Annotated in this window: 20 protein-coding genes and 1 pseudogene; 7 read left to right on the plus strand and 14 right to left on the minus strand. The window is 68.1% G+C overall.

Annotated features, from left to right (window positions below; translation table 11 throughout):
- Positions 1-33 precede the first annotated feature (33 nt).
- Positions 34-2,007, minus strand: a complete 1,974-nt coding sequence (gene ligD, locus ACZ7OU_RS25985; RefSeq protein WP_470237487.1) for a DNA ligase D — start codon at positions 2,005-2,007, stop codon at positions 34-36.
- Between the two features lie 78 nt (positions 2,008-2,085).
- Positions 2,086-2,643 carry a TetR/AcrR family transcriptional regulator gene (locus tag ACZ7OU_RS25990; RefSeq protein ID WP_470257085.1) on the minus strand — a complete coding sequence of 186 codons (558 nt, stop codon included), beginning with the start codon at positions 2,641-2,643 and terminating at the stop codon, positions 2,086-2,088.
- Positions 2,644-2,765: 122 nt separating this feature from the next.
- On the opposite strand from ACZ7OU_RS25990, the gene ACZ7OU_RS25995 reads away from it, so the two are divergent.
- A complete protein-coding gene (locus ACZ7OU_RS25995) occupies positions 2,766-3,470 on the plus strand; it encodes an alpha/beta fold hydrolase (protein ID WP_470257086.1) in 705 nt (234 codons plus the stop codon).
- Between the two features lie 43 nt (positions 3,471-3,513).
- Here the strand turns inward: ACZ7OU_RS25995 and ACZ7OU_RS26000 are convergent, their stop codons facing one another.
- The 7 genes from ACZ7OU_RS26000 to ACZ7OU_RS26030 all read right to left on the minus strand — a co-directional run bounded on the left by ACZ7OU_RS26000 (position 3,514) and on the right by ACZ7OU_RS26030 (position 10,173).
- On the minus strand, positions 3,514-4,470 hold the full coding sequence (locus tag ACZ7OU_RS26000) for an NAD(P)H-dependent flavin oxidoreductase (protein WP_470257087.1): 957 nt from the start codon (positions 4,468-4,470) through the stop codon (positions 3,514-3,516).
- Positions 4,467-6,044, minus strand: coding sequence for an AMP-binding protein (locus tag ACZ7OU_RS26005; RefSeq protein WP_470257088.1), 1,578 nt, complete (start codon positions 6,042-6,044; stop codon positions 4,467-4,469). Before ACZ7OU_RS26005 ends, ACZ7OU_RS26000 begins: the two co-directional genes overlap by 4 nt.
- On the minus strand, positions 6,041-6,793 hold the full coding sequence (locus tag ACZ7OU_RS26010) for an enoyl-CoA hydratase/isomerase family protein (RefSeq protein ID WP_470257089.1): 753 nt from the start codon (positions 6,791-6,793) through the stop codon (positions 6,041-6,043). Before ACZ7OU_RS26010 ends, ACZ7OU_RS26005 begins: the two co-directional genes overlap by 4 nt.
- Entirely contained in the window at positions 6,790-7,974 is a 1,185-nt protein-coding gene (locus ACZ7OU_RS26015) for a CaiB/BaiF CoA transferase family protein (RefSeq protein WP_470257090.1), read from the minus strand. Before ACZ7OU_RS26015 ends, ACZ7OU_RS26010 begins: the two co-directional genes overlap by 4 nt.
- Entirely contained in the window at positions 7,971-8,690 is a 720-nt protein-coding gene (locus tag ACZ7OU_RS26020; protein WP_470257091.1) for an enoyl-CoA hydratase/isomerase family protein, read from the minus strand. Before ACZ7OU_RS26020 ends, ACZ7OU_RS26015 begins: the two co-directional genes overlap by 4 nt.
- Entirely contained in the window at positions 8,687-9,619 is a 933-nt protein-coding gene (locus ACZ7OU_RS26025; RefSeq protein ID WP_470257092.1) for a hydroxymethylglutaryl-CoA lyase, read from the minus strand. Before ACZ7OU_RS26025 ends, ACZ7OU_RS26020 begins: the two co-directional genes overlap by 4 nt.
- Before the next feature lie 71 nt (positions 9,620-9,690).
- The gene (locus ACZ7OU_RS26030; protein ID WP_470257093.1) at positions 9,691-10,173 is read right to left on the minus strand and encodes a MarR family winged helix-turn-helix transcriptional regulator; all 483 of its coding nucleotides are present in this window, start codon (positions 10,171-10,173) and stop codon (positions 9,691-9,693) included.
- A gap of 100 nt (positions 10,174-10,273) precedes the next feature.
- Between ACZ7OU_RS26030 and ACZ7OU_RS26035 the strand changes: the two genes are divergently transcribed.
- Positions 10,274-11,614, plus strand: coding sequence for an MFS transporter (locus ACZ7OU_RS26035; RefSeq protein WP_470237477.1), 1,341 nt, complete (start codon positions 10,274-10,276; stop codon positions 11,612-11,614).
- A 248-nt stretch (positions 11,615-11,862) separates the two neighbouring features.
- On the opposite strand, the gene ACZ7OU_RS26040 is transcribed toward ACZ7OU_RS26035, so the two are convergent.
- A complete protein-coding gene (locus ACZ7OU_RS26040) occupies positions 11,863-12,741 on the minus strand; it encodes an RNA polymerase sigma-70 factor (RefSeq protein ID WP_470257094.1) in 879 nt (292 codons plus the stop codon).
- A 142-nt stretch (positions 12,742-12,883) separates the two neighbouring features.
- Here ACZ7OU_RS26040 and ACZ7OU_RS26045 point away from each other — a divergent pair, with 142 nt between their 5' ends.
- Together ACZ7OU_RS26045 and ACZ7OU_RS26050 are read left to right on the plus strand one after the other, a co-directional pair.
- Entirely contained in the window at positions 12,884-13,357 is a 474-nt protein-coding gene (locus ACZ7OU_RS26045; protein WP_470257095.1) for a carboxymuconolactone decarboxylase family protein, read from the plus strand.
- 57 nt (positions 13,358-13,414) lie between these two features.
- Positions 13,415-14,038, plus strand: a complete 624-nt coding sequence (locus tag ACZ7OU_RS26050; protein WP_470257096.1) for a class I SAM-dependent methyltransferase — start codon at positions 13,415-13,417, stop codon at positions 14,036-14,038.
- Between the two features lie 113 nt (positions 14,039-14,151).
- Here ACZ7OU_RS26050 and ACZ7OU_RS26055 read toward each other — a convergent pair whose 3' ends face one another.
- On the minus strand, positions 14,152-14,730 hold the full coding sequence (locus ACZ7OU_RS26055) for a hypothetical protein (protein ID WP_470257097.1): 579 nt from the start codon (positions 14,728-14,730) through the stop codon (positions 14,152-14,154).
- 92 nt (positions 14,731-14,822) lie between these two features.
- Here ACZ7OU_RS26055 and ACZ7OU_RS26060 point away from each other — a divergent pair.
- Together ACZ7OU_RS26060 and ACZ7OU_RS26065 are read left to right on the plus strand one after the other, a co-directional pair.
- A pseudogene (locus tag ACZ7OU_RS26060) lies at positions 14,823-15,032 on the plus strand (helix-turn-helix domain-containing protein); the annotation flags it as partial.
- A gap of 417 nt (positions 15,033-15,449) precedes the next feature.
- Positions 15,450-20,429, plus strand: a complete 4,980-nt coding sequence (locus ACZ7OU_RS26065) for an NACHT domain-containing protein (RefSeq protein ID WP_470257671.1) — start codon at positions 15,450-15,452, stop codon at positions 20,427-20,429.
- 40 nt (positions 20,430-20,469) lie between these two features.
- Here ACZ7OU_RS26065 and ACZ7OU_RS26070 read toward each other — a convergent pair whose 3' ends face one another.
- Positions 20,470-21,237: an HAD family hydrolase gene (locus ACZ7OU_RS26070; protein ID WP_470257098.1), complete on the minus strand. Its 768-nt coding sequence runs from the start codon at positions 21,235-21,237 to the stop codon at positions 20,470-20,472.
- A gap of 15 nt (positions 21,238-21,252) precedes the next feature.
- On the opposite strand from ACZ7OU_RS26070, the gene ACZ7OU_RS26075 reads away from it, so the two are divergent.
- Positions 21,253-22,002: an ATP-binding protein gene (locus ACZ7OU_RS26075; RefSeq protein ID WP_470257099.1), complete on the plus strand. Its 750-nt coding sequence runs from the start codon at positions 21,253-21,255 to the stop codon at positions 22,000-22,002.
- Positions 22,003-22,071: 69 nt separating this feature from the next.
- Here ACZ7OU_RS26075 and ACZ7OU_RS26080 read toward each other — a convergent pair whose 3' ends face one another.
- Both ACZ7OU_RS26080 and couO read right to left on the minus strand, forming a co-directional pair.
- Positions 22,072-22,281, minus strand: coding sequence for a DUF2188 domain-containing protein (locus ACZ7OU_RS26080; protein ID WP_470237471.1), 210 nt, complete (start codon positions 22,279-22,281; stop codon positions 22,072-22,074).
- Positions 22,282-22,335: 54 nt separating this feature from the next.
- On the minus strand, positions 22,336-23,202 hold the full coding sequence (couO, locus tag ACZ7OU_RS26085) for a 4-hydroxyphenyl-beta-ketoacyl-CoA hydrolase (protein WP_470257100.1): 867 nt from the start codon (positions 23,200-23,202) through the stop codon (positions 22,336-22,338).
- Positions 23,203-23,204: the final 2 nt, after the last annotated feature.

Consider the following 23,204-nt stretch of genomic DNA (forward strand, 5'->3'; position numbering starts at 1 on the left):
TCGTTGGGATGACGCGGCGCGACCGTCGGTGTTCTAGGGGAGTGGCGCGCGGTTCTCGTCGAGCCCGGCGAGCAGATCACCGCGCCCGGCGACGCGGTCGAGGACGTCGTCGGCGGTGAACGTCAGGTGGTGCACGTGCCGGCACGCGCGGACCTCGGCCCACGTGACCGGTGTCGACACCGTCGGCCGGTCGCGGCCGCGCAGGGAGTACGGCGCGACCGTCGTCTTGGCCGGGTTGTTCTGGCTCCAGTCGATGAACACCCGTCCGCCGCGCTGCGCCTTGGCCATCACCGCGGTCACCGCGTCCGGCGTCTCCCGCGCGAGCTGCTGCGCGAGCCGCTTGGCGTAGGCCGACGGCGCCGCGGGGTCGTCGGTCCGGATGCCACAGTACAGCTGCATCCCCTTGGAGCCGGACGTCTTCGCGTACGGGGTCAGTCCGTCGGCGACGAGGACGTCGTGGAGGCGTTCGGCGACGCGGGCGCAGTCGACGATCGACGTCCCCGGCCCGGGGTCCAGGTCGAACACCAGCCGGTCGGGCGGCCGCCGCGTCGCGTCCGCCGTGACCGTCCACTGGGGAACGTGCAGTTCGAGGGCCGCGATGTTCGCCGCCCAGACCAGCGCGGGGAGGTCGTCGAGGAGCGGGTACTCGATGATGTCGCCGCCGCCGCGGGAACCCGTGCCGGCCAACCGGACCGTGCGCAGCCACGACGGGGCGCCCTTTGGGACGTTCTTGCCGAACCACTGCTCGCCGCCGACCCCGTCGGGGTAGCGGATGAACGTCACCGGCCGGCCGGCGAGGTGCGGCAGCAGGACGGCGGCGATCCGCGAGTAGTAGTTGATCACCTCGCCCTTGGTGAAGCCGTCCGCCGGGTACAGCACCTTGTCCAGATTGGACAGTGTGAGCTGCCGGTTTCCGGCCTGCACGGTGATCTTCCGGCTCACCGGCTCGGGTGCTGGCGGCGCGGGTGGTTCCGGTGGGGCGGCGCGCGGGGCCAGGACGTCGTCGGGCTTCTTGTCCGCCCGCAGGCCGCGCCAGGCGGTGTGGCGGACGCGGCCGGCGCGCGTGAACTGCCGGTAGACGATCTCGCCGACGAGCCGGGGTTCGACCCAGCGGGCGCGGACGGTGTCCTCGCGCGGCGGGGTCGTCACGAACGGGTGGGTGCGCCGCTCGAGCGGCTGCAGCTGGGCCATGAGGTCGGCGCGGGCGGCCTGGCTGAAGCCGGTGCCGACGTCGCCGATGTAGACGAGGTCGCCGGTGGCGGGGTCGTGGGCGCCGAGCAGGAGGCCGCCGAGGGTGCCGGTGAAGCTGCGCTGCCCGGGGCGCCAGCCGCAGACGATGACCTCCTGCGTGCGGATCAGCGGGTGCTTGAGCCAGGAGTCCGGCCGCTGCCCGGGCGCGTAGGCGGAGCTGCGCAGCTTCGCGACGACGCCTTCGTAGCCGGCGGACGCGGCGTGGGCGAGGAAGTCCGCCGGCGTGCGGCGGTCGGCGGCGAGCTCGTCGAAGGTGACGGCGCGGACCACCGAGACGCGGTAGGGATCGGGCATCGGCAGGCCGGCCAGCAGGCGGCGGCGTTCGTCGTACGGTTCTTTGGTCAGGTCACGGTCGCCCAGGCGCAGCAGGTCGAAGGCGAGGAAACGGACCGGGACGTCGTCGAACGTCATGCCCTTGGGTGCGCTCTGGTGCCGGACCCAGCGGCCGCGGCGTTCCTGCATGAGCTCGAAGTCGATCCGGCCGTCGTCGCCGTAGACGACGATCTCGCCGTCGAGGCAGGCGGCCTGCCCGAGGTCGAGCACCCCGGCGAGCTCCCGGAACTCCGCGGTGAAGTCGATGTTGTTGCGGCTGGTGAGGACGGTGGTGCCGTCGGGGGCGATCCGCATGGCGGCGCGGTAGCCGTCCAGTTTGTACTCGTAGGCCCATTCGGCGCCGCTGCGCAGCCGGCCGCCGTCGGCCTTGGCCAGCATCGGCTCGACCCACGCGGGGACGCGGGACGCGTCGTGAGCAGCCATGCCGGACCTCCGTCTGTGCTGTGCAGACGGTAACCCGTTCGGCCTAGTTCTGCTGGGTTTCCGCAGGTTGGCGGTGTATCAGGCCGGGAAGAAGTCCTCGACCGCGCGCCGGAGGGTGGCTCGCACCGTCTCCGCGTCGTCCAGCTCTCCGCCGTGTAGGGCGCCGTCGCGGAGGAGGACCAGGACCCGTGCCGCGTGGCTCGGTTCCGGGTGGCCCAGCGCCGCCGCTTCGCTGCGGAGCACCTCGAAGAACCACTGGCGGTGGTCGTCGATCACCCGGCGGACCTGGGAGTCGGCGTCGGGGTACTCCGCCGCCGCGTTGAGGAACTGGCAGCCGCGGAAGTCCTCGCCGCACGTCGCGTCGCCGACCACCGCCAGCGCCGCGGCGAGCGCTTCGCGAGGTGGCTTGCCCGCGCGGGCCGCGTCGACCGCCGCGCGGATCTGGCGGCTCGTCTCCGCGAGGTACGCCGCCACCAGGTCGTCCTTGGTGGGGTAGTGCCGGTAGAACGTCGCCCGCGTCACGGACGCCTCGCCGACCAGGCGTTCCACGCCGACCGCGTGGATGCCCTCCGCGTAGAACAGCCGCGACGCGGTCGCCAGCAGCCGGTCCTTCGGGTGCACCTCGGCAGACTTCATCCGGCCAGCATAGAGAAAGACTGGTCGTTCTGCCAGATCGGCTACGTCACATTGCCACGGCGTCCCCGGGCGGCCAGAGTAGAGAGACAGAAAGACCAGTCGTTCTCCCTGAGGAGCCAGTCATGAGCAAGCCCACCATCGTCCTGGTCCACGGCGCTTTCGCCGACTCGTCGAGCTGGACGGGCGTCGTCGCGAAGCTGCGGGAGCAGGGCTTCCCGGTCGTGGCGGTGGCGAACCCGCTGCGCGGCGTCGAGTCCGACGCGGCGTACGTGGCGGACGTCGTCAAGGGGGTCGAAGGCCCGGTGGTCCTCGCCGGCCACTCGTACGGCGGCGCGCTGATCACCCGCGCGGCGACCGAGACGCCGAACGTCCGCGCGCTGGTCTACATCGCCGCGTTCCAGCCGGACGCGGGCGAGAGCGTGTTCGAGCTGTCCGGCCGTTACCCGGGCGCCAAGCTCGGCCCGGAGACGACGAACGTCCTGGTCCACGACGGCGCGCCGGAGCTGTCGATCAAGCCGGCGGACTTCGCGGAGGTCTTCGCGGGCGACGTCCCGGCGGAGACCGCGGCGATCCTGGCGGTGACCCAGCGCCCGGTCGCACAGGCGGCGCTGGCGGCACCGTTCGAGGGCACACCGGCGTGGACGAAGCTCCCGTCGTGGACGCTGATCGCCAACCAGGACAACGCGATCCCCGCCGCGGCCCAGGAGTTCATGGCCGAGCGCGCGTCGTCGACGGTCCGCCGGATCGACGCGTCGCACGCAGTGGCGGTGTCCCAGCCGGCAGTGGTGGCCGAGGTGATCACGGCGGCGGCCGACGCCACGGAGTGAGTCACCGGGGCGGACCGGGCCGTCCCGGTCCGCCCCGGGTGACCTAGCCGACCGGTGGGAGGCCGGCGCGCGCTTCGCCGTACTCCCGCACGATCCGCGCCACGATCTCGGCCGCCGGCAGCACCGCGTCCACGAGCCCCGCGGACTGACCGGCCTCCACCTTCCCCTCCGTCACGTCGCCGTGCAGGGCGGCGTCCTTCAACGACGACGAAGAGAAAGTCTTGCGCCGCAACGACTCCTCCGCGCCCGAAGCCTCCAGGGAGAGCATCCGCGCGGTGAAGTCGTTGTCCAAGACCCGGATGACGCCGAGTCCGGCGCCGACCGTTCGCGTGCCGTCCACACCGGCCGAGAGCACCGCGTCCTTGTACGCCGGATGCACCGACGCCTCGGTACTCGCCAGGAACCGCGTGCCGAACTGGGCCGCGCCCGCGCCCAGGGCGAGCATTGCCGCCAGGCCGTAGCCGTCCGCGACGCCGCCCGAAGCGATCAGCGGCACCGAGACGGCCCGCGCCACCGCCCGCACCAGCACCGACGTCGCCACCATCGCGGGCGGCGGGTGCCCGCCGGCCTCGGCGCCGACGACCACCAGGCCGTCCACGCCGGCCGAGGCGGCCTTGAGAGCGTGCGGCACCCCGGCCACCACGTGCAGGCATCGCGTCCCGACGTCGTGAAACCGGGACAGGTACCGCTTCGGCCCGCCCTGCGAAGCGATCAACACCGGTGGCCGGTGGCGCAGGACCAGGTCGATCACCTCGTCGACGCCCGCGCGGTACAGCGGGAGGTTCACCGCCCACGGCCGGTCCGTTCCCGCCGCCATCTCTTCCAGCACGCGGGACAGGTCGGGCAGCCGCATCGGGCCCGCCGCCACCACGCCGAGACCGCCCGCGTTCGACACCGCCAGGGGCAGCGCCGAGCTCGACGACGCCCATGACATCCCGGCCTGCACGATCGGCAGGTCGATCCCCAGCAGCCGGGTCACCGGCGTGTCGATGCGCGTCACGCCTCCTCCAGCAGGGAACGCGCGTGGGCGGCCAGCCGGTTCTTCTGCACCTTCGAGCTCGCCGTCATCCCGATGCCCTCGAAACCCTCGACGATCCGCAGGTGCCGCGGCACCTTGAACCCCGCCATGCGGTCACGCGCCCAGCCCAGCAGCTCGGCCTCGGTGACCTCCGGCGACGTCAGCACGACGAACGCGAACGGCACCTCCACCAGCCGCGCGTCCGGGACGCCGACGACCGCCGCCTGCCGGACCAGCGGGTGCCGGTGCAGGGTGTCCTCGATGTCCGCCGGCGCCACGTTCTCGCCGCCGACGCGGATGATGTCCTTCGTCCGGCCGGTGAAGTGGAACCGCTCGGATTCGTCGAGCAGGCCGACGTCGCCGGTGGACAGCCAGCCGTCCGCGTCGATCGTCTCGGCCGTCTTCACCGGGTCGTCGAGGTAGCCGACCATCACGTTCCAGCCGCGCACCAGCACCGCGCCCGGCTCGCCGGGGCCGCAGTCGCGGTCGCCCTCGAACGCGCGGATCCGCACCTCGACCCCCGGCTGGACGGCCATCGCCCCGGACGCGCGGATGTCCGCGGGCTCCCACCACGCCGACTGCGCGACGTTCGGCGACGCCTCGGAAAGCCCATACCCCGCAACGCATTCGTGCGCGCCCAGCTCGTCGATGACGCGCCCGATCACGGTCGGCGACGCCGCCACCCACGCGCCGCGCAGGACCAGCCGCCGCTGTGTGCGCGTGGGGTGGTTGAGCAGCAGCAGCGCGATCGTGTCGTTGCCGGAGAAGTGCGTGCAGCGCTCGGCTTCCAGCAGCCGCAACGCCTCCTCCGGCTCGAACTTCGGCATCGTCACCAGCGTCGTCGCGTGCTGGGCCGACGCGAGCACCGACAGCGTGCTGCCGGCGACGTGGAAGAACGGCCGCGCCGAGTGGAACCGGTCGCCCGGGCGCAGGCCCATCCGCGCGCCGGAGAAGAACGCGTCCGCGCACATGCTGCGGTGGGTGAGCAGGACGCCCTTCGGCCGCGACGTCGTCCCGGAGGTGTACTGCACGAGCAGGACGTCGTCCGGCGACGCGGCGGGAGGCGGAACGACGCCGTCGGCGAAGAAGCCGGTCCACGAAGTGGCGAACGAAGGAACGTCGTCGCCCAGCACGACGACCTTCTCGAGAGCGGGAAGCGTCTCGACGCCGATCTCCCGCAGCATCGCGGCGAAGTCCACATTGAGCACCCGCGAAGCGACGAACAGCGTCCGCACCCGCGCGTGCTCGAGGGTATAGCGGACCTCGTCGGCGGTGAACCGCGTGTTGACCGGCACGGCGACCGCGCCCGCCGCGCCGATCGCGTGGAACAGCGCCACCCAGTCCGGGTCGTTGCCGAGGCAGATCCCGACGCGGTCGCCGCGGCCGATTCCGGCGGCGGCGAGCCCGGCCCGGATCCGCTCCACGCGGGTCAAAAGCTCCCCGTAGGTGATGCGTTCCGAAGCGGTGACGACGGCTTCGACGTCCGGTGCGAGCATCGCCGCGCGGGCGAGCACCTCGTGGGTCGTCACCGGGCAGGCGGTGCGCAGCTCGGTCATCGCGGTTCTCCGTTCCCGGCGGTGAAGCGGGCGACGCCGTCGCGCCAGCCGCCGTCGGCGAGGCACTGTTCGATGGCGGCCAGTTCGATCCGGATCCCGCGGTCCAGGTCGGTTTCCGAGCCGAGGTCGACCGCGCGCTTGGTCAGCGAGATGGCCAGTGGCGGCGCCTTGGCGATGCTCGCGGCCGTCTCGTCACCGGCCGCGGCGAGCGAGTCCGGCGGGACGACGCGGGTGACGATCCCGAGGTCGGCGGCCTCTTCCGCGTCGAGCGCGCGGTTGGTGAACAGCAGCTCCTTGGCCCGGCGCTTGCCGATGGCGCGCTGCAGGCGCTGGGTCGCGCCGACGGTACCCCAGTGCGGCTCGGGGAACCGGAAGACCGTTCCCGAAGCGGCCAGCGCGAAGTCGGCGGCGAGGGTGATCTCGCCGCCCGAGCCGACGACGGCGCCCTGCACCAGGGCGACGACCGGCACCCGGCACTGCTCGATGGCGGCGTACGCGGCGAAGGAGGCGAGACGTCGGCGTCGCACCCAGGCGGCGTCCTTGCCGGTGCGCTCCTTGAGGTCGGCGCCCGCGCAGAACACCGGCCCGCGCCCGCTCAGCAGCACGACCCGGACGTCGTCGTCCAGGGACTCGAACGCCTCCCGCAGTTCGTGGCACATCGGCAGGTCGAGGGCGTTGCGGGCCTCCGGACGCGCGAGCTCGACGCGCGCGATCCCGTCGGTCACCTCGACACACACGCGCTCGGTCATCGGGTCACCCCCTCGGTGCGCAGGTCCTCGATCTCGGCCGGGGAGAGCCCCAGCTCGGCCAGGACGTCGTCGGTGTCGGCGCCGAGCAGCGGTGGCACGCCCGGCACCGGGGCGTCTCCGGCAGTCTCGCGCAACGGCGTCCGCAACGCCGGGAACGTCCCCTCGGAAGGGTGGGTGAACTCGCCGACGACCCCGCGGGCGACTGCGTGCGGGTCGGCCAGGGCTTCCCGGACCGAGCGGACCGCACCCGCCGGGACGTCGGCCGCGCGCAGCTCCTTCACCAGCGGATCCCGGTCGTGCTGCGCGATCGCGCCGCGCAGGGCCTTCATGACGCGGGCGCGCTGCTCGACGCGGCCGGAGTTGTGCCGCAGCAGGGGATCCGCGGCGAGGTCGTCGAGCCCGAGGACCGTACACAGTGGACCCCAGTGTTGGTCGCTGCCGCTGATGTGCAGCCATTCGCCGTCACCCGCCTGGAACGCCGCCGACGGCACCCGGCCGGGGTGCTCGGTGCCGGTCCGCACCGGGTCCTCGCCGAGCGCGAAGAGCCGGGCCGCGTTGAGCGCGTGCAGGCTGAGCTGGACGTCCATCATGGACACGTCGAGGTGGCGCCCGCGGCCCGAGGAGGCCCGCCCGGCCAGCCCGGACAGCACCGCGATGACCACCCAGAGCCCGGACGTCAGGTCCGCCACCGGGATCCCGGTCTTCGACGGCGGCCCGTCGGGTTCGCCGGTCATCGCCATCACGCCGGACAGTGCCTGGAAGACCGTGTCGTAGCCCTTGCGGTCGCGGTCCGGGCCGGTCTGCCCGAAGCCGGTGGCGGAGACGTAGACCAGGTCCGGCCGAGCCAGGTCCGCGTAGCCGAGGCCCATGCGGTCCATCGCGCCGGGCAGGAAGTTCTCGACGACGACGTCGGCGCGCTCGGCGAGTTTCCGGGCGAGGGCCTGGCCGCGCGGGTCCTTGAGGTCGAGCGTCACGGACTTCTTGCCCCGGTTGAAGGCGAAGAAGTACGCGCTCTCGCCGTGGGGGAGGCGGGGTTCGAACCCGCGGGTCTCGTCGCCGGAACCGGGTCGCTCGACCTTGATCACGGTGGCGCCCAGCTCGGCGAGGATCTGCGTCGCCAGGGGAGCGGCGAGGACGCGGGAGAAGTCCAGGATGGTGATCCCGGACAGCGGGCCGGTCATGCGCGGAACCCCCGCATCAGCGCGTTGACGTCCTGCCCGGCGCGCATCGCGGCGTCCGTCGGCAGGTCGGCGACGCGGTAGAAGAGGTCCTTCGCGGCGGCGATCGCCCGCGGCTCGACCTTGGCCCAGTGCTCGGCGATCTCCAGTGCGGCCGGCAGGATTTCGGAAGGGTCGACGACGCGGTTGACCAGGCCGTGCTCGAACGCTTCGGCCGCGGTGAGCAGGCGGCCGGTGCTGACCAGCTCGAACGCGAGCTTGCGGCCGAGGTGCTGGACGAGCCCGGTCATCACCAGCGCAGGAACGATCGAGTGCTTCAGCTCGGGGTAGCCGAACTTCAGGTCGGTCCCGGCGACGACCATGTCCGCGCCGATCGCCAGGCCCGCGCCGCCGCCGACCGCGGCGCCGCGCACGGCCGCGACGAGCGGGATCCGCAGCTGCCGGGCCTGGACCTGCAGTTTCGCGGTCAGCGCGGCGCGTTCCAGGACGGCGTCGGCGTGGGCGGGCGTCAGCGAGGAGAACTCGCCGAGGTCGGCGCCCGCGCAGAAGCCGCGTCCGGCGCCGGTGAGCACCAGTGCGCGGACGTCGTGGTCGGCGTCGGCCGCGGTGAAGGCGTCGCTCAGGGCGCGGGTGAGGGCCGTGTCGAGGGCGTTGAGCTTGTCGGGCCGGTTCAGCGTCAGGACGCGGACGGCGCCGTGGTCCTCGGCGATGACGGTCACGGGTTCTCCTGGTTCGGGGTCGGGGTGAAGCCGGCGCGGGCCACCATGCTGTGCAGGGGACGGCCGAGCGCGTCTTCGCAGGCGGCCGAGGCCTTCGCGAGCAGGTCGAGGTCGATCCCGGTCTCGACGCCCATCGCGTCGAACAGGCTGACCAGGTCCTCGGTGCAGACGTTGCCGGTCAGCCCGGCGCCGTACCGGATCGCCGACGGGTGGCCGCCGACGCCGCCCATCGCGGTGTCGAAGTTCCGGCAGCCGGCGTCGAGGGCCGCGACGGCGTTGGCGATGCCGGTGCCGCGGGTGTTGTGGAAGTGCGCGACCACGGGCACCTTCAGCGGCTCGAGCCGCTTGACCAGCGCCCGGACGGACGGGGGAGTGGCGACGCCGGTGGTGTCGCCCAAGGTGACCAGGCTGGCGCCCAGGTCGGCGAAGCGGGCGACGTCCTCGGCGACGCGGCCGGGGTCGACCTCGCCTTCGAACGGGCAGCCGAACGCCACGGAGACGACGCCGACCAGCGTGAACCGGCCGTCGGCCAGCCGGACCATCTCCTCGACGCGCTCCCACTGCCCGGCTCTCGACGTGCGCAGGTTGCGCTCGGTGTGGCTTTCGCTGGCCGAGACGAGCAGGCTCAGCTCCTCGGCGCCGTGGCCGGCGTCGAGGTCGTCGAGGGCACGGCGCACCGCGCGCGGGTTCGGGCAGGTCGCCTTGAACGCGACGCCGGGGCGGCGCCGGATCTTCGTCAGGACCTCGGAGGCGTCCGAGAAGCCGGGAACGCGCTCGGGGTGGCTGTAGCTGGTCGCCTCGATCCGCCGGAACCCCGCGTCCGCGAAGGCGTCCAGCAGCGCGACCTTCGTCGCGGTCGGCACGAACTCCGGCTCGTGCTGCAGCCCGTCGCGGGCGAAGCACTCGCAGATCGTGACGGCGTCGGGCATCGGGCCACCTCCTGTTCGGTGGCTCCAGAACTACGCGGCTCTGTTGATAAAGTCAACACAACTCGGCGGTGCTAATCGTCGGAGTGGGCGCGCTCACGTTCCTCGACGGCCAGTGCCAGGTCGGCCAGCTTGTCCAGCGCGCCGCTCAGGGTCGCCGCCTCCTCGGCGGTCAGCGCGGCCAGGAACTCCGCGTCGCGCTCGTTCGCCGCGGCGATCAGGCCCCGGTAGACGCGGGTGCCCTCGCCGGTCAGCGCGAGCTGCGAGGTGCGGCCCGAGCCGGCCGTCCGGTCGACCAGCCCGCGCTCGGTCAGGCGGCTGACCACCCGGCTCATCTGCGCTTTGTCCAGGCCGGCCCGGCGGGCGAGGCGGTTGAGTGTCAGGGTGGGGTCGGCGGCGATGAGCGAGATCGCGCGCCATTCGCCGAGGCTGACGTCGAACTCCCGCCGGTAGCGCAGGGCGGCGCTGCGCGACATCGCCGAGGACGTGCGGGAGAGCCGGTAGGAGAGGAGTCCGGAGATGGGCACCAGGTCTCGGCCGTCCGCGCGTTCCGCCATGGCGGTCATCGTAGCCGTTGCCGATCCGGTGTTGACAAACACAACACCAGATGTCGAGACTGGCGCCGCACGCCCCGCCTGACGAAGGAGTCGAGTAGCCGTGGCCGAACACCCCGCCGTCACCGGACGGCCGCCCGCGATCGGCGGCGCCGACCGCGCGTCCACCTACCGGACCATCGCCCTGCGGGTCATGCCGCTGCTCGTGGTCTGCTACGTCGTCAGCTTCATCGACCGCACGAACATCGGCATCGCGCAGCAGGGCCTCAAGCGCGACCTCGGCTTCGGCTCGGCGGTCTACGGGCTCGGCGTCACGCTGTTCTTCGTCGGGTTCATCCTCTTCGAGGTCCCCAGCAACGCCCTGCTGGCGAAGATCGGCGCCCGCAAGACGCTCGTCCGGATCATGGCGACCTGGGGCGTCGTCACGATCGTGACGCTGTTCGTGCGCGACGAAACGACGTTCTACATCGCCCGGTTCCTGCTCGGCGTCGCCGAAGCGGGCTTCTTCCCCGGGGCGCTCTACCTGCTGTCGCGGTGGTTCCCGTCCGCGCGCCGGACGCGGATGACCGCGGTGTTCTTCATCGGCGTCCCGGTGTCGGGTGTACTCGGGTCGCTGGTCTCCGGCTGGATCATGCACGCGCTCGGCGGCGTCGCCGGCCTGGCCGACTGGCAGTGGCTGTTCCTCATCGAAGGTATCCCGCCGATCCTGCTCGCCGTGCTGGTCGCGTTCTTCCTCGTCGACGAGCCGGAGCAGGCGAAGTGGCTCAGCCCGGCGCAGAAGGCGTTGGTGCGGGCCGATTTGGAGGCCGAGCGGAGCTCGAAGGGGGAGTCGTCGGCTCGGCACGGCGGCATGCTTTCGGCGTTGCGCGACCCGAAGGTCTGGATCCTCGGGCTGTGCGCGTGCGGGGCGTACACGCTCGCCAACGCCGTCTCGTACTGGACGCCGCGGATCATCGCCGAGGCCGGCGTCGGCGACGTGCTGAACCTCGGGTTCTTCTCGGCGATCCCGCCGCTGCTCGGCATCGTCGTGATGCTGGTGGTCGGCCGCCATTCCGACCGGACGCTCGAGCGCCGCTGGCACGCGGCGGTGAGCTGGCTGGTGGCGGCCGCGGCGATGCTGGCGCTCGCGTTCTCGGGCGGAAGCGTCCTGGTGGTGGTCATCCTGCTCGCGGTGATGGCGGCGGCGCACTACTCGGGTTTGACGGTGTTCTACTCGATCCCGTCGATCTACCTGAGCGAAAGCGCGGCGGCGACGGGCATCGCGGTGGTGACGTCGATGGGCTCCTTCGCGGCGGCGGCATCGCCATCGTTGCTGGGGTTCATCCAGGCGTCGACCGGGAGCCTGTCGCTGGGGCTGGTGATCAGCTCGGGGATCGTGCTGGTGGCGGTGGTGGTGCTTTTGGTTGGTGTCAAAGCGAAGGACCTCAACGAGAAACACCGCTGAGAGGGCGGGATTCGAGCCACAGCTGCTCGAACTGCCCTACGCAGCAGCGGACTGTCCTGCCCAGTCGCGCATCTCGGTGGTCGGCGTGCAGCCCCGGCCGGCCCGCCTGACGGTGGAGATCGCGCAGTGCCAACGCGAACCGCTCGACGGGAAGACCTGGATCGAGGCGACGCGACTGCACCACGGCCTCGTGGGTGGTCCTGGTCTTGGCGGTTTGCGCTTCGGTCAGGCCCGGGGCGAGCGCGCGGTCAACGCCGCAGCGTCGTCTCTTCGTCCAAACGCGACAGCTTCGCCGGGTTGCGCACCGCGTACAGGCCCGTGATGAGCCCGTCGTCGATGCGGACCGCCAGTACCGTGTCGACCTCGCCGTCGCGGCGCAGGAGCAGCGCCGGGTAGCCGTTGACCTGGGCCGTCGCCAGGGACCCCGTCGCGAAGTTGCCGAGTCCGGCCGCCAGCAGGCGGGCCACGTCCGGTGCCCCCACGACCGGCTCCAGCACCGCCTGGACGACCCCGCCGCCGTCGCCCAGGAACACCACGTTCGGGGCGAGGACGTCCAGCAGGTGCTGCAGGTCGCCCGTCTGAACCGCGCGCTGGAACGCCGCCAGTGCGTCGCGGGACGTCGTGGGGGAGACGTCGCCGCGGGGGCGGCGGGCGGCCACGTGGGAACGCGCTCGGTGGGCGATCTGGCGGACCGCGGCCGGGGTCTTGCCGACGGCTTCGGCGATCTCGTCGTAGCCCAGGTCGAACACCTCGCGCAGCACGAACACCGCCCGCTCGGCCGGCGTCAGCGTCTCCAGCACCAGCAGCATCGCCATCGAGACGCTGTCGGCCAGCTCGACGTCCTCGGCGACGTCGGGCGCGGTCAGCAGCGGCTCGGGCAGCCACGGGCCGACGTAGGACTCCTTGCGCCGGCCGAGCGTCCGCAGCCGCATCAGGGCCTGGCGCGTGGTGATCCGGACCAGGTACGCGCGCTCGTCGCGCACGGCGGCGAGGTTCACGCCCACCCAGCGCAGCCAGGTCTCCTGCAGGACGTCCTCGGCGTCGGCCGCCGAGCCGAGCATCTGGTAGGCGACGGTGAACAGCAGGTTCCGGTGGGCGAGGAACGCGTCGGTGGCGGGATCGGCCATGGTGGCTCCTCTTTCGTCTCGCGGAGTTTCCCACCAGATGCTCTTCGGAGCCGGTTTGTGACCGTGACCGTCGTCACTGTCACGGGACCGGGGTGGTGCGGCATCTCGTGGTCGTCCGGTTCACGACCACGGAAGAGGAACCATGGAACCCCGATTCAGCCTGACCGACAACGAGATCGGCGCCAAGTTCGTCAAGCGGTTCGGCACCGCGAGCCTGGCGATCATCCAGTCGCCGCTGCCGAAGATCACGCAGGAGCTGGTGTCGCTGCGCGTCAGCCAGATCAACGGCTGCGGCTGGTGCGTCGACATCCACACCCGGGAGCTGGCGGCCGCCGGCGAGACCGCGGTGCGGATCAACCTGGTCGCCGCCTGGCGCGAGGCCACGGTGTTCAGCGAGGCCGAGCAGGCCGCGCTGGCACTGGCCGAGGAGGGCACCCGGATCGCCGACGCCGCCCCCGGCGTCTCCGACGACACGTGGGACAGCGTGCGCAAGCACTACGACGACGACCGGACCGCCGCGCTCGTGGCGCTGGTGGCCCAGATGAACTCGGCCAACCGGCTCGCGGTGATCCTGCACCAGAAGGGCGGCTCGTACGAGCCCGGCATGTTCGGCTGACGGGTTTCCGGCCCGGGATCACCCGATCCCGGGCCGGTTCGTGCTTCGCTGGGGGGCATGACGAAGGCGGAGCGGTGGAACCGGTACTGGGACCGCAAGTCGGCGAGCTACGACGCGGAGATGGGCGTCTGGGACCGCCGCCTCTTCGGCGACTCGCGCGAGTGGGCCTGCGGGCAGGCCACCGGCGAGGTGCTGGAAGTCGCCGTCGGGACCGGGCTCAACCTGGCCTGGTACCCCGGCGGGGTGACGCTCACCGGGCTCGACCTGAGCGCCGGGATGCTCGACCTCGCGCGGGCACGAGCCCGCGACCTCGGCCGCGAGGTCACTTTTCAGCAGGGCAGCGCGCACGAGCTGCCGTTCGCGGAGGCGTCGTTCGACACGGTGGTGTGCACGTTCGGCCTCTGCGCGATCCCGGACCCGGCGACGGCGGTGGCCGAGATGACCCGGGTCCTGCGTCCGGGCGGGCGGCTGATCCTGGTCGACCACGTGGCGTCGTCGTCGTGGGTGGTGCGGGGGATGCAGTGGCTGGTGGAGCTGGCGAGCGTCCCCTTGGCGGGCGAGCACTTCCGGCGGCGCCCGCTGAAGCTGGTCGAGGGGCTCGGGTTACCGATCGACCGTCAGGAGCGGTTCAAGCTGGGCCTCGTCGAGCGGCTGGTGGCCCGGAAGGTCAAAACCTCGTGACGGCGATGGGCCCGCTTCTTCGAAGGTGGTCCAGCCGCAGGTCGCGCCGCGACTTTGGTACTTGACCAAGAACGGTGGGACGCAGACCTGCCTCCTCGCGAAAGTGGCCGGAATTACGGCGCATAAATCCATCCGTGGTGGATACGTCCGCCGACTCGGACGCGCGTAATCCGTTTGAAGTGGCTTGACGGAAGGCCTCGGTAGCCATGTCGCCCAGTTGATCGGTATATCTCGTCGGATACGACAATGCTGAGCGATGTTGTCGATCGCCGGAGATGATCTTTAACTTCAGGAGCGTTGAGTAGTCTAAAGGCGATATCGAGTGATTCGCCGAAGCACCCTCGCTCATCGTAGTGAACTTCACCCGAATGTACGACGGCGCGCAATCGTAACCGTGCGTGACCGGAATCGTAGGCCCGATCGGTAAGCTGCGTGGCCAGACACCTCATCACCGTGCTGAGCAGTTCCGTCTTCGGGATGTCGTCGGCCGGGTGAACGAGCGCCAAGATGCCGTCGCCTAGATCAACTAGAGGATCCCGCTCGTGTTCGGTGATCGCAGCGGCTCGCAGAGCGGCGTTGAACGCCTCGTACATCGATTTTCGCAGCGAAGCCTTGATCGAGTTCGTCCGGGTCGTAGAGCTCTCTATGTCGACGGCGACGATGGCGCGGTGTGCAAGCTTGTCAACGATCATGCTGCACAGCTTGAACTGACTCCCAGGTGTCCTGTAAGGGAGGGGACAAAGCCGGGAATCTGGGTAGGACGTATCGACGGAGGGGCGCGCAGGTGACGAGTTCTGACGCTGAGCGAAGAGGTGAACTTTCCCATCAAGAACGATTGTTCGCCGCAGAGGTCGACCGGGCGCGTGCCGTGGCGAAGGTCAGCCAGGATTGGGTAGGTCGTCGAATCGGACTATCGAGAAGCAAGGTGTCGGAAGTGTGCAGCGGACGGTACCTTCCCACTCGCGAGACGTTGGATCTCCTGGTAGAGGCCTTGGGTCTCGATCAGTACCGGGCACTCCGGCTCTGGCAGGATGCCCGCGACGGCCGGTATCAGCGTCAACAACGAGCTCGTCTGGACCGCGCCGCGCTTCCGATTCTCGGTTGGGACCGGCTTCCGGCCCTGCCCGCGGAGTTGATGTCCTTAATCGCGGCTCAAACTCGGATGGCCGAAGAGCTGCCCTACCGCCTCCCGGGCGCACGCAAGGCGACCTTGACTACTGTCTATGTCCGTCAAGAGCTAGGCCGTGGATTCGATGACGCCCAGGCAGACTGGCGGATGCCGGGGTCGTCCGCGCGAAATACCACGATCATTGACGGCGCGGCAAGGCCGCACGACGGGAAGGAAGTGCGGGGAACCGTGTCCACAGCCCCGAGGTTGGTAATGCGGTCGCCGTCTCGTCCGGTCCGTGATGTGCTCGACGGTGACGATCACGTGCTTATAACCGGGGGGCCTGGGCAGGGAAAATCGACGCTTACACTGCGGCTTGCCGCCGATATCGCCAGGCTGTGGCAGGGGCGGGACGACGGCAGTGAGACTGTCACCGAAGGTGATCCGCCACTCGATGAACCGGTGGTCCCCTTGCGTTTGCCGGCCAAGATACTTGCAGCACGAATAGGTCTGCCCATGCCCGAGGCTTTGGCGCTCGCCATCTCAAGTGAGTACGGATCATTATTGACTGCGCCTGTTGATTCCAATTTTCTAGTCGATCGAGTGGCGGGCTGTCGGTGGCTGCTGCTAATCGATGCTCTGGATGAAATCGCCGATTCGGACGTTCGAACTCGATTTGTGAGGATTCTGTCCCAGTGGATCTCTCAATCGCCGGATCAACCGTACCGACTGGTCGTGACCAGTCGGCCATTGGAGAGTGGGGGGCTTGCACCACTGCAACGAGGCGTCGCCCGCTATGAGTTGCAGGCCTTCGATGCCGAGACCCTGCGGAGATTCGTCGGCCACTGGTTCGGCGAGCAGAGTGACGGGCGACGCTTTCTGAGTCAGGTTCGGAAGGCGCATCTCGAAGAACTTGTCCGAGTCCCGCTACTGGCCACCATTGCCGCAATTATCTTCGAGCAGCACGGCGACCGTCCTCTGCCCGACAACCAGTTCGATCTCTACGAGGAGTACTTGACCTATCTCGCTTCGGCTCGCCGGTGGCCGGACGAGTGCGGACCTTTTGCCCTGATTGTCCGTGACCTGCGGACTGACTTGCTGGAGCACCTGGGGGCGACGCGGTTCCACGGTGACGGTTCCCTCGTCGCAGCGGCGCAGCGCCGGATTCTCGAACTCACCACACCTCGACAGCGTCCGGCGGGGTGGAAGGTCGAACTCGCCGGTCTTTTGCCGATCATTGGGCCACTCGTAGTGAATGGTGATGACGTTCAATTCTTGCACCACACTTTTGCTGAGCATTTAGCCGCTACGGCGGACGCTCGGAGGCTAACCTCGCCCTTTGCTGCGGGCGACGCAGCTTGGTCTCAACTCATCCATGAGGCACAGTATGGATTGACTAAAGAACATGCGCGTGCGGTGCTTCTGCACTACAGTCACCTGTATCCTGAAGACACTGATGGCCTGATCTCGTGGCTGCACGAAAGCTCCTCTGATCTGCAATTGGTTGCTGCTGAGCTGTTGTCGCGGCATGCGCCGGCAAGTGCGGAAGTTCTGGAATTATTTCTCGAAACGGCACGTAAATGGGCAATGACCATAGGTGGCTTTCCGATCTTTCGACAAGCTACTCGCGCAACCCATTATCCACGCCTTGGTGACTGGCTCGGTGAGCTTATCCATGAGTCCAAGGTTACGTGGGGATGTCGGATCGAGGCGGCCACTGTGCTGTGCACTCGACTTCGCGATGGTGCTGACGACGCCGTAAGTCTCCTGCGCCATGTCATAACCGACCCGAATATCGATATCGATGAGCGATTCGCGGCGGCGGAAGGGCTCGCTCAGCTCGGACTAGATCAACACGATGCTGCCGTGGAAGGTCTCCGTTCCGTTCTTGCGGATAATGGTATTACCAGTTACGCACTGCGAGGCGCGGCCGTTGCGCTGTCAGATGCTGGATCTGAATACCAAGCGGAAGTCATTGAAATTTTGCGAGGTGCGGCGAGAGATCCTCTGATGTCACCTCCGCACCGGCTTCATGCTGCGATCGGTTTGGCGGAGATCGGGCCGGAGTTTCATGAGGAGGCGGCGTCGGTCTTCCGCTTACTTGCTGCTGATATCGGAGCCCAGTACTACCGTCGAATTGAGGCGGTGAGGGCTCTTGGTGAATTGAGGTCGATATACATACAATCGGCAGCAGACTTGTTCGAGAGGTTTATTGTTGACCGAAGTGAGGGTAGGTGGTGTCGCTTCTACTTCGCTGAAGCGCTCGCGCAACTTGGGCCAGAGTATGTCTCTCGAGCCGCAGGTCACGTACTCGCGGTATTGGCTGAGCCGCTTATTCGCCCTCAGGAGAGCTGGCAGGCTGCGACGGCTTTGGCGAAAGTTGCTCCGGGGCGTCACGCAGATGCCGCTACTCACCTTCGTCGTGTTCTTTCGGATCCTGGTTTCGGAGTTAATCCGCAATTTTGGGCAGCAAAGGGCCTAGCGGAACTGGGTCCGCAATATCACGACGAAGCTGCGGGTGAGCTGCATCGCATCGCGATTAGTCCCCGCGCGCGTGACTGGCATGGCTGTGAAGCGGCTGCCGCACTTGCGAATCTGGGAGGTTCATGCCGCGCCTTGGCCGTGCAATTACTCCGTGAGCGCGCAAACGACCGTAGGATCGACCTAGAAACGCGCGTTCGGGCAGTGGGCAATCTCGTCGACTTGAGCACTGAACTACACGGCGAATGTGATTCTATCCTACGCGCCATCGTTGTCGATCCGGCTGTCGATGACGAAGGTAGAGTTGTCGCGGCGGCAAAGCTAGCGCAGTTGGATGCTGAATTTCATGCAGCAGCAGTTGGCGTAATGAGGTCTGTGGTCTCGAGAAGCGGGGCGCTTGAAACGTCGGCTAGCCTGGCTGCGACACAGAAACTTGCCGACCTCGGATCGCTTTACCGAACTGAGTCTGCGAGTATTTTGCATAGTATTCTGTTGGATATCTCCGCTGATTGGCGATGCCGTGTCGATGCAGCTGAAACGTTGGCGAACCTGGGACGAGGCTATCAAGAAGATGTAGCTGCAGGGCTGTCTATACTGCTTTGGTCGCAGTCAAAGGAGTATTTCCGATACAGCCTTATCTCGCGAGCTGCGGGGATGCTAAGCCTTGAGCGTCGCATCGAAATTGCAGCCTTTCTTCGTTTAATATCAAAAAATGATAACTTTGAGTTTGATAGGCGTTTCGAGGCTTTGGCGGCACTGGCGGGTCTTGGTCGCGAGTATCAGTCCGAAGCTGTCGGCGGCCTAAGTCGAATGCTCTTCGACTCCTCTGCCGATCCGTCCTTTCGGAGGCAAGTCGCGTCGGAGCTCATCCCTCTTGCTCCTGAGCTTCGACGCGATTGCGAGGTTGTTTTGTTCTTTATTCTTGACCATCCGGAAACTGAGCCTTGGTTGCGAAGTGCGGTTGCCAGAGACTTGATCGAGTTAGACTCTCTTTATGTGGAACAAGTTGTTGGTAAACTGCTGACTTTAATGGCGGAATCACGTGATGCAATTGAGCTGCGCGTGCCGCTCTCCGCGCTGCCAATAGAGTTGTGCGGTAGGTTTCGTGAGAAGGCTGCAGAGATTCTTCGACAGATCGTTATCGACGGCGGCGGCTCCATTCGGGGACGTGTTGCTGCAATCTGGCACCTGGCCAGAGCTGATGAGTCGTACCGATTGGAAGCGGAACGCATCTTGGCTGAGATAGTGTTCGGTGCAGTCGCGTCGATAGTGGACCGATGTGCGGCGGCCAGGCATCTCATGTGCCTGGCGTCGTCCACCTGGCGGCAGATGGTTGAATTCTTCGGTGATCTCCTGGTCATGCCGTTCACGGGGCCTGGGGACAAAATATTGATAACTGACTTGCTTGTGGAGATAAATTCGATAAGTCGAGACGGGCGGGTCAATGCCATCGTCTCCGTGGCGCAGGACCCTCGTGCGAGCGGACGTGATCGTGGGCGTGCTGTCGAGCGGTTGACTCGGCGCGAGTATGGGCAGAACGCAACGGCCGTTGAGCTTGAGCGTGACCTTGTCGATGACCTGTTCGTTCCTTTGCGGGATCGTGTGGCGAGTCGATCAAGTGTTCATATTGCATACGCGCCTCTGGCAGAAGAGAAGTTGCAATCTTTGAGGGATGTTATCTGTGGCAACGAATTCACTGTCGACGAGAAGCTTGATGCAATAGTAATGTACGGTGAATTTTCGGCTACGCTTCGAGGGGTATCCGGCAGAACCCTGAAGGGTGTGGCGCTAAGAGATGGGCAATATCCAAACTTCATCTTAAAGGTGCTGGTCAAGCTGGGTGAATTGGATTCGAAGAATCGGCTCGTCGCGCTGGCGGCGGCAGGCGAGATTTTGACCGATCAATGTCGGAGTCGGCGCCAGCGTTTTGCTGCGGCGCGTGCTATTGCTGCCTTAGGGGATTTGACGGCAGATGTTATTGGGATGCTCCGCGAAATGCTTGTAGATGCCTCGACGAGTGATAGGGATCGGATCGAGGCGGCGACAATCCTGACGCGTATTCGGGGGATCGATAGTCGAGATGTTCTTAATTTCGTCAGGAGTGCGGTCTTCGATGACGACCTTGCGCCACTTCTGCGTCAGCGTGCAGCAGTCGCTCTATTCGATACATCCCCATCGGACCGCGCCTCCGTAGTGGAAATGCTCGACAGTTTTGCCGGCGGCGAAGTCGCATCGCCTGCTGCGCGGTGGCGAATAGCTGAATGTCTCTTGGATCTTGGTGAGCGCTATCGACCGTTGGCTGAGCGCAACTTGCGGAAGATCATGTCGGACCCTGCGATGCCCGACGGCGCGCGTATCGCGGCAGCGACTGCGCTAATTGCAGTTGCTCCTAGGGCTCTCGATGTTGTCGTTCAGGTACTTCGTGTGGTCGCGAGCTCATCAGGAGTGTCGTCTTTGCATCGATCGAGCGCATGTTCGAGTCTCGGTTCGATTAGTCGTGCTTACTGCGATGAAGCGATTGCAATGTTGCGTGCTACTTTAGAGGATGTCACTGCTTCGGCAACTGATCGTTGGCGGGCGGGTCGCGCGATGGTTCAACTTCGACGCGACACTGCGAGCGAAGTTGCCTTGAAAATGAGAAGTATTGTCGGCGACGGTAGTGTGTCAATGCATGTCCGTCATCGTGCTGCATCGTTCCTCATGCGCATATCTATAAATTCTGGAATCGATGTCGGCGCGTTTGTTGTGCGGACATCGCCGCTCGATGCTGATTTGGTTAGATTCATGGAGTCGGTTGAATGAAGTTGATTCGAATTACTGCTGTTTATGCTTGTAGCCGGCATCAGCTGAACAGCTTCGCCAGCGGGCTCGTCTCCAGGTCGGCCAGCAGGGCGGCGACGTCGTCGTAGGTCGCGATCGCTCCCGCTTCCGTCAACTCCGCCGCGCCGACTCCGCCCGACAGCACGCCGATCGTGCGCACGCCGGCCTTCGTGGCCGCTCGCACGTCCCAGACCGCGTCGCCGACGAAGATCGTGTCTTCCGGGGCCGTGCCGGCCTTCTCCAGTGCCACCCGCACCGGTTCCGGGTCCGGTTTCGTCGCCTCGACGTCGTGGCCGGCGACGATGTCCTTCACCACGTCGTCGACGTCGAGCACGCGACGCAGCTCGTCCAGCTCGTCCGGACCCGCCGACGTCGCCAGGACCACCCGCACGCCCTTCGCCGTCAGCGCCCGGATCAGGTCCCGGGCGTGGTCGAACGGCCGCAGCAACTCGGCCGTCTCCCGGTAGAACCGGCTGTGCAGGTCCTTGACCTCGTCCCCGACGCGCTCGGCGTCCTCGTCGCCCAGCAGGGTGCTCAGCAGCTTGCCGGACCCCTTGCCGAGCGCGCGGTGCACGCGCCAGGAGTCGACCGGGCGGTCGAGCTCGTGGAACGCCCGCCGCCAGGCGTGGACGTGGAGGTAGTTGGAGTCGACGAGCGTGCCGTCGACGTCGAACAGGACCGCGGTGGCGATGGTGGGCTCCTCAGGTTGTCTGAAACGGCTCGGGTACCCAGGGTGGCCGGACCGGCAAACCTGCCGTTTGAGCGCCTCCAGACCGGCTATCCGGTTCACCGGGAGGTGGTTCCGGTGCTCCGGTTGGTTCCCCGGCACAGCTCCATGACCGCGACGTCCGTCGTGGGAGTCCTCGACGAGACGACCTATCTCCAGCTCCGCGACGGCCTGCTCGAGTTCGCCGCCGACGCCGAGAACGGTGTGCTCGTCGACCTCGAGCGTCTCGAACTGCGCGATGCCGAGCTGGTCAAGGTGTTCTCGCTCGTCGCCCTGCGGGTCGGCGACTGGCCGGCCGTTCCCTTCGCGCTCGTGACCGGGCGGCCCGAGCAGCGTGCGATGCTGGCCGGCCAAAGCGTGTACGCCGATGTCGCGGCGGCCGAGGCCGCGCTGGTGTGCCCGGCGCGGAAGCGGGCCCGGCGGGTGCTGATCCGGTCGGCGCGCACCTCGGCGTGCGCTCGCGAGTTCGTCCGGCGGACCTGTGCCGAGTGGCGGGTGCCCGAGCTGGCCGAGGACGCCGAGCTGGTCGCGAACGAGCTCGTCGAGAACGCCTTGCGGCACACGGATTCGGTGCCCCGGCTGCGGATGGAGCTGCGCCGCCGACGGCTGGCCGTCGCGGTGGCCGACGACGAGAGTGCGCGCCCGGCCGTCGTGCGCGAAGGGCTGGACCCGACCGAGACGGGGCTCGGGCTGCGGATGGTCGCCAAGGTCGCGAAGACGTGGGGAGCAGCCGGTGCCGCTCCGGCGGCAAGACCGTGTGGGCCGTGCTGCCTCGGCGCTGAGGTCCGCGTCACGTCCGGGAACACCGGCGTTTCCCCTGCGTTGTAACGGATACAGGCTCCCGCCTCCGCTCGCAGGTACACCCCCAGCCTTCGCCGGGCGGGGGCGGGTCTTCGTCTACTGTGGACGCCGGTAGTCGCGTTCGTCCTCGACGTCGCCCTCCGGCGTGTGGACCACGTGCCCGACCCGCCGCTTCTTCGCGATCAGCCGGCCGGCGAGCACGGCGTCGGTCCGGCGCGGCGATGTGTTGGACGCCCGGATCCCGCCTTCCAGCCGGTTCTTCCACAGCCCGTCTTCGAAATACGTGTGCACGTCACCTTCGGCCATGTCGCCACCTCCCGGAGTCCCCGGGGGGTGCCCGGGGACGGACCGGGCAAACGTTCAGGCCAGGCCGAGCACCCGGACGGCGTTGTCCTTGAGGATCAGCGGCCGCACCTCGTCCTTGATGTCGAGGGCCGCGAAGTCGGCGAGCCAGCGGTCCGGGGTGATCACCGGGAAGTCCGAGCCGAACAGCACCTTGCGCTTGAGCAGCGAGTTCGCCGCGCGGACCAGCTGCGGGGGGAAGTACTTCGGCGACCAGCCGGACAGGTCGATGTAGACGTTCGCCTTGTGCGTCGCGACCGAGATCGCCTCGTCCTGCCACGGCACCGACGGGTGCGCCAGGATGATCGTCAGCTCCGGGAAGTCCGCGGCGACGTCGTCGAGCAGCATCGGGTTCGAGTAGCGCAGCTTGATGCCGTGCCCGCCCGGCAGCCCGGCGCCGATCCCCGTCTGCCCGGTGTGGAACAGCGCCGGGACGCCCAGCTCCTGGATGGCTTCGTACAGCGGGTAGTACCGGACGTCGTTCGGCTCGAACGCCTGCAGGCTCGGGTGGAACTTGAAGCCGCGGACGCCGTGGTCGGTGACCAGCCGGCGCGCGCGGTGCATGGCGGCCTTGCCGGCGTGCGGGTCGACCGAGCCGAACGGGATGAGCACGTCCGCGTGCTCGGCGGCCGCGTCCGCGATCTCCTCGCTGGACAGCGCGGGGTGCCCGGTCGCGGCCGGCGCCTCGACCGTGAACACGACGGCGGCCATGTTCCGCGCCCGGTAGTGCTCGGCGATCGCGGCCACCGTCGGCGTCCGGTCCTGGCCGGCGCGGAAGTACTTCTCCGACGCGTCCAGCAGCTCCTGGTCGAGGGCGAAACAGCCGTGCCCGTCCTGCTCGACGTGGGTGTGGACGTCGATGGCGGTCAGTGCGGAAAGGTCCACGG

It is taken from the genome of Amycolatopsis sp. NPDC114505, assembly GCF_055633615.1.

Bases quoted from the DNA above. Each gene is read 5' to 3' on its own strand.
- ligD (WP_470237487.1), bottom strand. From the start codon at position 2,007: ATGGCTGCTCACGACGCGTCCCGCGTCCCCGCGTGGGTCGAGCCGATG.
- ACZ7OU_RS25990 (WP_470257085.1), bottom strand. From the start codon at position 2,643: ATGAAGTCTGCCGAGGTGCACCCGAAGGACCGGCTGCTGGCGACCGCG.
- ACZ7OU_RS25995 (WP_470257086.1), top strand. From the start codon at position 2,766: ATGAGCAAGCCCACCATCGTCCTGGTCCACGGCGCTTTCGCCGACTCG.
- ACZ7OU_RS26005 (WP_470257088.1), bottom strand. From the start codon at position 6,044: ATGACCGAGCTGCGCACCGCCTGCCCGGTGACGACCCACGAGGTGCTC.
- ACZ7OU_RS26010 (WP_470257089.1), bottom strand. From the start codon at position 6,793: ATGACCGAGCGCGTGTGTGTCGAGGTGACCGACGGGATCGCGCGCGTC.
- ACZ7OU_RS26015 (WP_470257090.1), bottom strand. From the start codon at position 7,974: ATGACCGGCCCGCTGTCCGGGATCACCATCCTGGACTTCTCCCGCGTC.
- ACZ7OU_RS26025 (WP_470257092.1), bottom strand. From the start codon at position 9,619: ATGCCCGACGCCGTCACGATCTGCGAGTGCTTCGCCCGCGACGGGCTG.
- ACZ7OU_RS26030 (WP_470257093.1), bottom strand. From the start codon at position 10,173: ATGGCGGAACGCGCGGACGGCCGAGACCTGGTGCCCATCTCCGGACTC.
- ACZ7OU_RS26040 (WP_470257094.1), bottom strand. From the start codon at position 12,741: ATGGCCGATCCCGCCACCGACGCGTTCCTCGCCCACCGGAACCTGCTG.
- ACZ7OU_RS26045 (WP_470257095.1), top strand. From the start codon at position 12,884: ATGGAACCCCGATTCAGCCTGACCGACAACGAGATCGGCGCCAAGTTC.
- ACZ7OU_RS26050 (WP_470257096.1), top strand. From the start codon at position 13,415: ATGACGAAGGCGGAGCGGTGGAACCGGTACTGGGACCGCAAGTCGGCG.
- ACZ7OU_RS26055 (WP_470257097.1), bottom strand. From the start codon at position 14,730: ATGATCGTTGACAAGCTTGCACACCGCGCCATCGTCGCCGTCGACATA.
- ACZ7OU_RS26080 (WP_470237471.1), bottom strand. From the start codon at position 22,281: ATGGCCGAAGGTGACGTGCACACGTATTTCGAAGACGGGCTGTGGAAG.